At 43.6% G+C, this 10,763-nt stretch carries 10 protein-coding genes; 8 read left to right on the forward strand and 2 right to left on the reverse strand.

Features of this window, described 5'->3' with window-relative positions:
* Window positions 1-215 precede the first annotated feature (215 nt).
* On the forward strand, window positions 216-1,868 hold the full coding sequence (gene pgi, locus R7Z78_RS22940) for a glucose-6-phosphate isomerase (protein ID WP_005381270.1): 1,653 nt from the start codon (window positions 216-218) through the stop codon (window positions 1,866-1,868).
* A gap of 98 nt (window positions 1,869-1,966) precedes the next feature.
* On the opposite strand, the gene R7Z78_RS22945 is transcribed toward pgi, so the two are convergent.
* On the reverse strand, window positions 1,967-2,428 hold the full coding sequence (locus R7Z78_RS22945; RefSeq protein WP_005381269.1) for a chemotaxis protein CheX: 462 nt from the start codon (window positions 2,426-2,428) through the stop codon (window positions 1,967-1,969).
* Between the two features lie 9 nt (window positions 2,429-2,437).
* A complete protein-coding gene (gene zur / locus R7Z78_RS22950) occupies window positions 2,438-2,902 on the reverse strand; it encodes a zinc uptake transcriptional repressor Zur (RefSeq protein WP_005381268.1) in 465 nt (154 codons plus the stop codon).
* Window positions 2,903-3,223: 321 nt separating this feature from the next.
* Between zur and dusA the strand changes: the two genes are divergently transcribed.
* The 7 genes from dusA (at window position 3,224) to R7Z78_RS22985 (ending at window position 10,228) form a co-directional block, all read left to right on the forward strand.
* The gene (dusA, locus tag R7Z78_RS22955) at window positions 3,224-4,204 is read left to right on the forward strand and encodes a tRNA dihydrouridine(20/20a) synthase DusA (protein WP_017821727.1); all 981 of its coding nucleotides are present in this window, start codon (window positions 3,224-3,226) and stop codon (window positions 4,202-4,204) included.
* 165 nt (window positions 4,205-4,369) lie between these two features.
* Window positions 4,370-4,585, forward strand: a complete 216-nt coding sequence (gene pspG, locus R7Z78_RS22960; protein ID WP_104975644.1) for an envelope stress response protein PspG — start codon at window positions 4,370-4,372, stop codon at window positions 4,583-4,585.
* A 98-nt stretch (window positions 4,586-4,683) separates the two neighbouring features.
* Window positions 4,684-5,343: a TIGR04219 family outer membrane beta-barrel protein gene (locus R7Z78_RS22965; protein ID WP_005381265.1), complete on the forward strand. Its 660-nt coding sequence runs from the start codon at window positions 4,684-4,686 to the stop codon at window positions 5,341-5,343.
* A gap of 157 nt (window positions 5,344-5,500) precedes the next feature.
* Window positions 5,501-5,731 carry a hypothetical protein gene (locus R7Z78_RS22970; protein WP_005381264.1) on the forward strand — a complete coding sequence of 77 codons (231 nt, stop codon included), beginning with the start codon at window positions 5,501-5,503 and terminating at the stop codon, window positions 5,729-5,731.
* Window positions 5,732-5,848: 117 nt separating this feature from the next.
* The gene (locus tag R7Z78_RS22975) at window positions 5,849-7,720 is read left to right on the forward strand and encodes an assimilatory sulfite reductase (NADPH) flavoprotein subunit (RefSeq protein ID WP_005381262.1); all 1,872 of its coding nucleotides are present in this window, start codon (window positions 5,849-5,851) and stop codon (window positions 7,718-7,720) included.
* The gene (gene cysI / locus R7Z78_RS22980; RefSeq protein ID WP_104979772.1) at window positions 7,720-9,456 is read left to right on the forward strand and encodes an assimilatory sulfite reductase (NADPH) hemoprotein subunit; all 1,737 of its coding nucleotides are present in this window, start codon (window positions 7,720-7,722) and stop codon (window positions 9,454-9,456) included. The genes R7Z78_RS22975 and cysI overlap by 1 nt, the downstream gene beginning before the upstream one ends.
* Window positions 9,449-10,228 carry a phosphoadenylyl-sulfate reductase gene (locus tag R7Z78_RS22985; protein ID WP_005382748.1) on the forward strand — a complete coding sequence of 260 codons (780 nt, stop codon included), beginning with the start codon at window positions 9,449-9,451 and terminating at the stop codon, window positions 10,226-10,228. Before cysI ends, R7Z78_RS22985 begins: the two co-directional genes overlap by 8 nt.
* Window positions 10,229-10,763: the final 535 nt, after the last annotated feature.

Consider the following 10,763-nt stretch of genomic DNA (forward strand, 5'->3'; position numbering starts at 1 on the left):
ATGAATGTTCAATTTCAGGGCAGGGAACGTGACCTAACTCAATGTGAGTGTAAAAGCTCTCGGTCATAATTGGCGCCTGAAAAAAAATTACAAAGACTTGTTTTGTGGCAATTTGCCCAAACATCTAATTTATATTCTATTTGCTAAATCGGGGATTCCACAGTTTTCGCTAGACTGTAAGGAATGGAACCTACTGTAACATCGGGATAAAGACCATGTTGAAAAATATCAATCCAACGCAAACACAAGCTTGGAAAGCGCTAACGGCGCATTTCGAATCTGCACAAGATATGGATCTTAAAGAGCTGTTTGCTCAAGACGCAGCGCGTTTCGACAAATACTCTGCACGTTTCGGCTCAGACATCCTAGTCGATTACTCAAAGAACCTCATCAATGAGGAAACTCTGAAGCACCTGTTTGCTCTTGCGAAAGAGACCGAGCTGAAATCTGCAATTGAAGCGATGTTCAGTGGTGAAGCGATCAACCAAACAGAAGGTCGCGCTGTTCTTCACACTGCACTACGTAACCGCGCTAATACTCCAGTTATGGTAGATGGCGAAGACGTAATGCCAGCAGTGAACGCGGTTCTAGAAAAAATGAAATCATTCACTGAGCGCGTTATCGGCGGTGAATGGAAAGGTTACACAGGCAAAGCAATTACCGATATTGTGAACATCGGTATCGGCGGTTCTGACCTTGGCCCTTACATGGTGACGGAAGCTCTAGCGCCATACAAAAATCATCTAAACCTTCACTTCGTATCTAACGTTGATGGTACACACATCGTTGAAACGTTGAAGAAAGTTAACCCAGAAACGACGTTATTCTTGATCGCGTCTAAGACGTTTACAACACAAGAAACCATGACTAACGCGCACACTGCTCGTGATTGGTTCCTAGAATCGGCGGGTGATCAGGCTCATGTGGCTAAGCACTTTGCTGCGCTTTCAACAAACGCGACAGCCGTGTCTGAATTTGGTATCGATACAGCGAACATGTTTGAATTCTGGGACTGGGTTGGTGGCCGTTACTCACTATGGTCTGCGATCGGTCTATCAATTGCACTAGCAGTAGGTTTCGACAACTTTGTTGAGTTGCTTGATGGTGCTCACGAGATGGACAAGCACTTCGTATCAACAGATCTAGAAAGCAATATTCCAGTGATTCTTGCTTTGATTGGTATTTGGTACAACAACTTCCACGGTGCGGAGTCAGAAGCTATCCTACCTTACGATCAATACATGCACCGTTTTGCAGCATACTTCCAGCAAGGCAACATGGAATCAAACGGTAAATACGTTGACCGTGACGGCAATGCTGTAACTTACCAAACTGGCCCAATCATTTGGGGTGAACCAGGTACCAACGGTCAGCACGCGTTCTACCAGCTAATTCACCAAGGTACTAAGCTTATCCCATGTGACTTCATTGCACCTGCAATTAGCCACAACCCAGCTAGCGATCATCACCAAAAACTGATGTCTAACTTCTTCGCGCAAACTGAAGCTCTAGCGTTTGGTAAAAATGAAGAAACCGTGAAAGAAGAGTTGGTGAAAGTTGGTAAGAATGCTGAAGAAGTGGCAGCGATTGCGCCATTCAAAGTGTTTGAAGGTAACCGTCCAACAAACTCTATTCTAGTGAAGCAAATCACGCCTCGTACGCTAGGTAACTTGATCGCAATGTACGAACACAAAATTTTCGTACAAGGTGTTATCTGGAATATCTTCAGCTTTGACCAGTGGGGCGTGGAGCTAGGTAAACAACTGGCTAACCAAATCCTACCTGAGCTTGCAGATGAGTCTCAAATCAGCTCGCATGACAGCTCAACAAACGGTCTAATCAACGCATTTAAAGCGTTCAAAGCTTAATGTTTGAATAGATAAAGAAAAGGTCAGCAAATGCTGACCTTTTTATTGCCTGAGGCAAAAACAAAATAGGTTGGCCAGTGCCAACCTATTTTTCTCTTTTATTCGAAGCAAATTTCGATAAAGGCATTTCCCCATTGGGAAGAGAAAGGCATGATAATAATTGAGCCTTCACACTTGTGGCGAATCGTATGACCTCGGCCCGAAACCACAACCGGTGTTGCCATATCAAAGTCAAAACCACTTTCTGCCAGAATGCGTTTCGCACCACCAGTAACCATGTTGGTGATCTCACCCACCATATCGGTCACTTCTTCATTGAGCCCATTTGGACGTTCACCAAGCATGTTCTGCATGATTTCTAGGGCGAGTGCTTCATCAAAGGTGATCGACATTGAACCACGAGTTTGTGGGCCTACCATACCAATCAGACCAGAAACGTCACCTCGTGCGATCTCATCTTTTTTGATTCGCGGTTTTTGTGGCTTCAGCTCAAGAGAAGCCATAGTTTTTAGCACGTTCATTAAAGAAGCTAAAAACGGGTTTACAAATTCAGCGCGCATAACGTTCTTCTATACTTTTTCTTTCGTCTCGGAGGAACAGGCCTGGCATTCACCATGAGTTTCAATAACTTGGTTGGTCAGTTTGAATCCATGCTTCTCGGCGTTTTCGGCTAACAAGGATATCAGCGTCTCATCTTCGAGTTCAACGACATCACCACATTTATCGCAAATTAGTAATTGGAAAAAGTGCTGCTGAGTATTGAAAGAACAACAAGTAATAAAGCTATTTGTCGATTCCACTCGGTGGATGAAGCCTTGCTCTAGGAGAAAATCTAATGCTCGATAAACAGTGGGCGGCTTAGCCTGAGGCTCACTCTCTTTTAGTTGCTCCAATAGCTCATACGCACTTGAGGCGCGGCGATTAGAACAAATGAGTTCAAATACGCGTCGGCGTTGCGGAGTCAGTCGTACTCCACGCTCTGCGCAGATACTTTCAATTTGTTCAATGATTGTTGGGTTCAAACCTTTCACCATAACTATCGGACGTGCTCTATGATAAATCATTTCTATACGAAGTTCGTTTAGAAATGCTTCATTTTACCCACTATCAGAACGAAAATCATGAATTAAAGCAAGTCGGTGGTGGTGTGAAGGCGGAATAATCATCACAGAATGAATCAACGAATGACAGATTCGTATTACTTCTGCGTATTCCTAAGCACTTGGCTAGTCAGCCAACCAAATCATTCTCGCTGAAACTAGCACCCAGAGGTGCTTGGGTATACAATACCCGACTTATTTTTTGAGCGTACTGCTGCGCTCGACCTTGGCAACATAAAAACGGGTGTTTATATCATGACTCATTCTTGCAGGCTCTCCGTAGCACCAATGTTAGATTGGACTGATCGTCATTGTCGCTACTTCCATCGCTTAATGACCAAAGAAACCCTGCTGTACACTGAAATGGTGACGACAGGTGCGATCATTCATGGAAAAGGAGATTTCCTGGCTTATAACGAAGAAGAGCATCCGTTAGCCCTTCAACTTGGTGGTTCAAACCCAGCAGATTTGGCTACGTGTGCCAAGCTAGCGCAAGAGCGTGGCTACGATGAGATTAACCTAAATGTGGGGTGTCCATCTGACCGCGTACAAAATGGTCGCTTCGGTGCTTGCCTAATGGCTGAACCGCAGTTAGTTGCGGATTGTGTCGCAGCAATGAAAGACGTGGTCGATATCCCTGTAACAGTCAAGACTCGCATTGGTATTGATGATCAAGACTCTTACGAATTCCTAACGGATTTCGTTTCTATTGTTTCAGAAAAGGGTGGCTGTGAGCAGTTCACTATCCACGCACGTAAAGCATGGTTAAGTGGTCTAAGCCCAAAAGAAAACCGTGAGATCCCACCATTGGATTACCCACGCGCTTACCAATTGAAGCAAGACTTCTCACACCTAACGATTGCGATTAACGGTGGCGTGAAATCATTAGAAGAAGCAAAAGCACATCTTCAGCATCTTGACGGTGTGATGATTGGTCGTGAAGCATACCAAAGCCCATATTTACTGGCATCGGTAGATCAAGAGTTGTTTGGCTCTAATGCTCCAGTGAAGAAACGCAGCGAAATTGTTGAAGAGATGTATCCATACATTGAAGCGCAATTAGCGAAAGGTGCGTACCTTGGTCATATTACCCGCCACATGTTAGGTTTGTTCCAAAGCATGCCCGGTGCTCGTCAATGGCGTCGTCATATCAGTGAAAATGCGCACAAACCAGGTTCTGGTCTAGAAGTATTGCAAGACGCGCTAGCTAAGATTCCAAAAGAATTGAATGTGTAAAATTCGCCAGTGAATGGCTAAAATTACCAACTAAAGAATGATAAAGCCAGAGTGCAGAAATGCCTCTGGCTTTGTTTTTCTTATTAAAAATCATAATCTTAACTTCGTTTCTGTAAGTTGGTATGGAAACTGCTCTGTTTATTGAAAACAAATGGAGAAGTGATTATGTTGGAGCTAATCTTTATTTTAGTCTTCGCGGCGGCCTTGTTGGTTACGGGTATCACAATGATGACCGTATTCGCAGCAACTGGTATTGCGTTAGTTGTGATGTTTTTACTGGGAATGGTTGGAGCGGTACTTAAACTATTACCATGGTTAATCGTGATTGCATTGGGTATTTGGTTCTTCAAGAATTACGTCGCTCAGCCCCGCTATAAATAATGAGTAACATCATTTAGTTGATGGAGAGGCGTGAGAATATGGTATATTTCCTCTCACGTCCTCTACGTGAATATCAGCTATCTCGGAGTAAATACTACATGACAAATAAAGCGAACATCGCTTTAACGGCATTATCGTTGGCAGTATCTTTTCCTGTTTTTGCAGAGTACTCTGTATCGACAAAAGTCGGCGCAGAGGTATGGGCTGCCGACACTAAAGTTAATGAAGTGAGACGAGATAGCAGTACCGCAGGCACTTTTTACGCGGCGATTGAACATGATGTTAAATATGTCCCTAATGCGCGCCTTCGTTACTCAAGTGTTGATGCGGATTACATGGGGTTCGATAAGCTCGATTTAACCTTGTATTACCACGTTCTAGAGCATGATTTATTGCACTTTGATGCGGGTCTCACGTTCAGTAATTTAAGTGACACTAAATACATTGATGCTGGCTCAAGCAGGCGTGTAGAAGAATTTGATGAGCTGATTTGGGCTTGGTATGGTTACGCAGAAATTCAAGTTCCGGATACAAACTTTGATGTGATTGGTGAGATAAACTTTGGTGACAACAAAGGTATCAAAAGCACCGATTTCATGGCAGGTGTTCAATACAATGTACCGCTCGAAAAAGCTCGACTGGCTTTTCGTGGAGGTTACCGTGTGATTGATTTAGAGTCCGATAAATTCATGTCGGATCTAGGGAAAGAGTTTATTTTTGCTAACGGCTTCTTTGTGAGTGCGGAATACGCGTTCTAAATTCAGCCATGTTAGATATTCGATTTACTTAAAACGTCGCTTTATAAGCGGCGTTTTTTTATATCACTTCATTATATCTAATCGAAATTTCTCCCTATTTGGCTGACTTAGACCATGCTTACCTAGGAGCAATGTGAAAGTTAAAGCAGGGATAGCGATGACAATAAATGAACTAAGACATCTATTCCGTGAAAATCAGCTTATCGAAGCGATTATTGAGCCTGCAATCCAAGAGGGTGGTTGGGTTGTAGAGTTCAGACATGCGCGCGGTGGTTTTGTTTTTCTAACGGACAGTCACGGCGAAGAATGTCTTTATGAAGATTTGGATACTGCGTCAAAATCGGCAATGGCAGTAGGCTTTCAACAAGTCCGCATTGAAGATCGATGAGCAAAAAGTAAGCCGTTCTTACTTCCAAAAAGTTATAAAACATTCACTTCTATTCTTTCTTGTTATTAAGGAGAGTGGGTACTCTATCGTCACGCAATGAATAGGGATGTCGTGATAATGTCTTTTCAAAAGAATGAGTATTCTCACAAGAATGTGTCTGAAGATAATAATGGGCAAGGAGGAAATCCTCCAATCGCAAGCCCTCTGAATGACCAACAAATTAGCTCACTCCAACAAACTGTCTCTGAGTTGTCTTCACAGCAACTTGCTTGGGTCAGTGGGTATTTTTGGGGATTAGCTCAAAATCAACCAAACACAGCGGTAACGCCAATTGCACAAGCAACGGCAGCCGTATCAGCGAAGCCAGCAGGTAAGTTGAGTATTATTTTTGCTTCCCAAACGGGCAATGCTAAAGGTGTTGCTGAAGCTCTGGAGCAGGAAGCAAAAGCAGAAGGAATTGCAGTCGAACTTTTTGATGCAAGCGATTACAAAGGTAAAAACTTAGCCAAAGAAACGCATGTCATTATTGTGGCATCGACTAACGGCGAAGGCGAAGCGCCAGACAATGCCATTGAGCTACATGAGTTTTTGCAATCGAAGAAGGCCCCTAAGCTGCCAAACCTGCAATATGGTGTTATTGCATTGGGAGATTCTAGCTACGAATTCTTCTGTCAGACCGGTAAAGACTTCGACACTTACCTATCAAAGCTAGGCGCGACTCCATTTATCGAGCGTCTTGATTGCGATGTGGATTATGAGGCTCCTGCAACTGAATGGCGTAAGAATGCGTTAGACAAGGTAAAAGATACACTGTCTTCTGGCTCTGAAGCGGATGTGGTTCAACTTCCTGTGGGGCAAGCTGCGACTGCGCACTCTCCTTACAATAAACAGAATCCGTACACTGCGACGTTACTGACCAGTCAAAAAATCACGGGCCGTGACTCTGGAAAAGACGTTCGTCATATAGAAATCGACTTAGAAGGCTCGGGCTTAACGTATCAGCCTGGTGATGCACTAGGTGTGTGGTTTGAAAATAGCTCGGAACTTGCAAATGCCATTCTTGGTAAGGTCGGTTTGTCTGGGGTTGAGACTGTTGACGTTGATGGTGAAAGCTTGTCAATCCACAGTGCTCTTGTGAGTAAATATGAAATCACAACATCTAACCCACAGCTCATCACAAAGTTTGCCGAGTTATCCGGTAGCAAGAAGCTACAAAAGTTAGTTGAAGATAAAGATAAGCTTCGCGAGTACTCTGCAAATACTCAAATCGTTGATGTACTGGCAGAAAAGAAAACCAAGTTAACCGCAGATGAGTTGATTGGTTTGCTTCGTCGTCTTACTCCACGCCTTTACTCTATTGCATCAAGCCAAGAAGAGGTCGATGAAGAAGTACACCTAACGGTTGCTTTGGTTGAGTACGAACAAAACGACGAAAAACGATATGGTGGAGCGTCTAGTTTCTTAGCACAGCGTCTCGAAGAGGGAGATGAAGTTAAAGTATTTGTTGAGCATAACAACAACTTTAAACTGCCGGAAGATGATAGCACTCCAATTATCATGGTTGGTCCTGGCACAGGGATCGCACCATTCCGAAGCTTTATTCAGGAACGTGAAAACCGTGATGCTGAAGGCAAAAACTGGTTGTTCTTTGGTGATCGCACGTTCACTCAAGACTTCTTATACCAAGTGGAATGGCAAAAGTATCTCAAGTCAGGAGTACTAAGCCGATTGGATGTTGCCTTTAGTCGTGACCAAGTAGAAAAGGTTTACGTACAACATCGCATCTTAGAAAACGCAGCTCAAGTGTGGCAGTGGATCCAAGAAGGCGCTTATATCTATGTCTGCGGTGATGCAACGCGTATGGCAAAAGATGTGCACGACGCATTGGTTATCGTTGCTGAACAAGAAGGCAAGATGCCGCGTGATGATGCAGAACAATTTATTAATGACCTACGTAAAGCGAAACGTTATCAGAGGGATGTGTACTAATGACTTTTTCTACGGACAATAATAAGCAGGTTGTATTAGGTGAAGAGTTAGGGTCGCTATCTGATAACGAGCGCCTGAAGCGAGAAAGCAACTTATTACGTGGCACCATTGAGCAAGATTTACAAGACCGTATTACTGGTGGCTTTACTGCCGACAACTTCCAGTTAATTCGTTTCCACGGTATGTATCAACAAGACGATCGTGATATCCGTAATGAACGCACAAAGCAAAAACTGGAACCATTACATAATGTGATGCTTCGTGCTCGTATGCCTGGAGGCATCATCACGCCAACGCAATGGTTAGCGATCGATAAGTTCGCAACGGAGCACTCTTTATATGGAAGTATTCGTCTGACGACTCGCCAAACCTTCCAGTTTCATGGGGTATTAAAACCGAATATTAAGTTGATGCATCAAACGCTCAACAGTATTGGTATTGATTCGATTGCAACCGCGGGTGATGTAAACCGTAACGTGTTGTGTACCACTAATCCAGTGGAGTCAGAGTTACACCAAGAAGCTTACGAATGGGCGAAGAGAATCAGTGAACACCTGCTTCCGAAAACACGCGCTTATGCAGAGATTTGGCTAGACGGTGAAAAAGTAGAAAGCACGGAAGAAGACGAACCGATTCTAGGCAAGAACTACTTACCACGTAAGTTTAAAACCACAGTGGTTATCCCACCGCAAAATGACGTAGATGTACACGCTAACGATCTCAACTTCGTAGCGATTGCAGATAACGGCAAGCTGGTTGGTTTTAACGTCCTGGTCGGCGGCGGCTTAGCGATGACGCATGGCGATACATCAACTTATCCGCGCCGCGCTGACGACTTTGGCTTTATTCCGCTGGACAAGACACTTGATGTTGCCGCAGCTGTAGTAACAACTCAGCGTGATTGGGGTAACCGTTCAAACCGCAAAAATGCGAAAACGAAGTACACGTTAGATCGTGTAGGTAGCGATGTGTTTAAAGCGGAAGTCGAGAAACGTGCTGGTGTTAAGTTTGAGCAAAGCCGTCCATATGAATTCACAGAACGTGGTGACCGTATTGGCTGGGTAGAAGGAATTGATGGTAAATATCATTTAGCGCTTTTCATCGAAAACGGTCGCTTATTAGACTTTCCAGGTAAACCACTTAAGACGGGTGTTGCTGAAATTGCCAAAATCCACAAAGGCGATTTCCGCATGACAGCGAACCAAAACCTAATTGTTGCGGGTGTACCTAAAAACGAAAAAGCGAAAATTGAAAAGATCGCTCGTGAACATGGCTTAATGGACGACGGCGTAAGTGAACAGCGTAAGAACTCAATGGCGTGTGTTGCTTTTCCAACTTGTCCGCTAGCGATGGCAGAAGCTGAACGTTTCCTTCCTCAGTTTGTTACTGATGTGGAGGGAATTCTGGAGAAGCACAACCTACCAGAAAATGACAACATCATTTTGCGTGTAACTGGGTGTCCAAATGGTTGTGGTCGCGCAATGTTGGCTGAAATTGGTCTAGTTGGCAAAGCGCCGGGTCGTTACAACTTGCACCTAGGTGGTAACCGTGCTGGTACTCGAGTACCTAAAATGTATAAAGAGAACATCACGGATAAGCAAATCTTAGAAGAGATTGATCTGCTGGTGGCTCGATGGTCGAAAGAGCGTGAAGAAGGCGAAGCCTTTGGCGATTTCACTATTCGTGCTGGCATTATCCAAGAAGTGCTCGTATCAAAGAGGGACTTTCATGCTTGATTCTGTAGCATCCAAGCTGGAGCTCACAGAGTTACTGACATTAACAAAGACGGAGCAAATCCTCCGTCTTGCTCAAATTAATGTCGAGCTCGAAAAGCTTTCAGCACAAGAGAGAGTAGCGTGGGCTTTAGATAATCTAGAAGGCGAGTTCGCGGTTTCTTCTAGTTTTGGTATTCAAGCCGCGGTTATGCTTCATTTAGTTACTCGCGCCAAAGCGGACATCCCCGTCATTCTAACCGATACTGGTTACCTGTTTGCTGAGACGTACCGATTTATCGATGAGCTGACAGATGCTCTCAACCTAAATTTAAAAGTTTATCGAGCCAAAGAAAGTGCGAATTGGCAAGAAGCTCGATATGGAAAATTATGGGAGCAGGGCGTAGAGGGAATTGAAAAATACAACAAGCTCAATAAAGTTGAGCCGATGCGTCGAGCGTTAAAAGAGCTTAATGTAGGAACGTGGTTCTCTGGACTGCGTCGAGAGCAAAGTAAATCTCGTGCAGGTTTACCGATTCTATCAATTCAGAACGGTGTGTTTAAATTTCTACCAGTAATTGATTGGACTAATAAAGACGTTCATTACTACTTAGAACAACACGGCCTTAAATACCATCCATTGTGGGATGAAGGTTACCTTTCAGTTGGTGATACACATACCACTCGTAAATGGGAGCCGGGAATGTCAGAGGAAGAAACTCGATTCTTTGGCTTAAAGCGAGAATGTGGCCTACACGAAGATGATGGCTCTGAACAAGATGGGTCTGGCATATAGCCATAATGCTCTTTAAATAGAGTTTAGGTTAAGTTTAATAAAGATAGCTGCAATAAAGCAGCTTTCTTTATTTATGGTACTTGAAAAACACGCCTCAAAGAACAACTCTGTGGATAAGTTGTGTGAGAGTTTGGGGTAAAGTTGAATAAATAAAGGTTTGATCGAAAACTCATCGTTTAACCATTATTTTCGCAATTTTTGAAAAATAACACTTGCCAATGTGAGCGCGATCTCTATAATGCCTCCTCGTCGACAGGGCAAGGCCTCACAAGGGTTTAAGCGAAGTTGATAAGGCTGAAAAGAAAAACGAAATAATTTGAAGAAAGTGTTTGACACAATAAATTATCTCGCTAGAATGGCCGCCTCTTCCGAAGTGATGTCAATCACAAAGAAGAGTTGCTCTTTAACAATATAGACCTATCAATCTGTGTGGGCACTCGTTGATGATAATCCAATTCGATACTTCGGTATCAAATTAGGTTTCAATGAAACGAAGTGACCATTGAATCTTCGGATTCAGCACAGTCAATTCAAA

The sequence above is a fragment of the Vibrio sp. 1167 genome, assembly GCF_033340375.1.
Taxonomy (GTDB): domain Bacteria; phylum Pseudomonadota; class Gammaproteobacteria; order Enterobacterales; family Vibrionaceae; genus Vibrio; species Vibrio alginolyticus.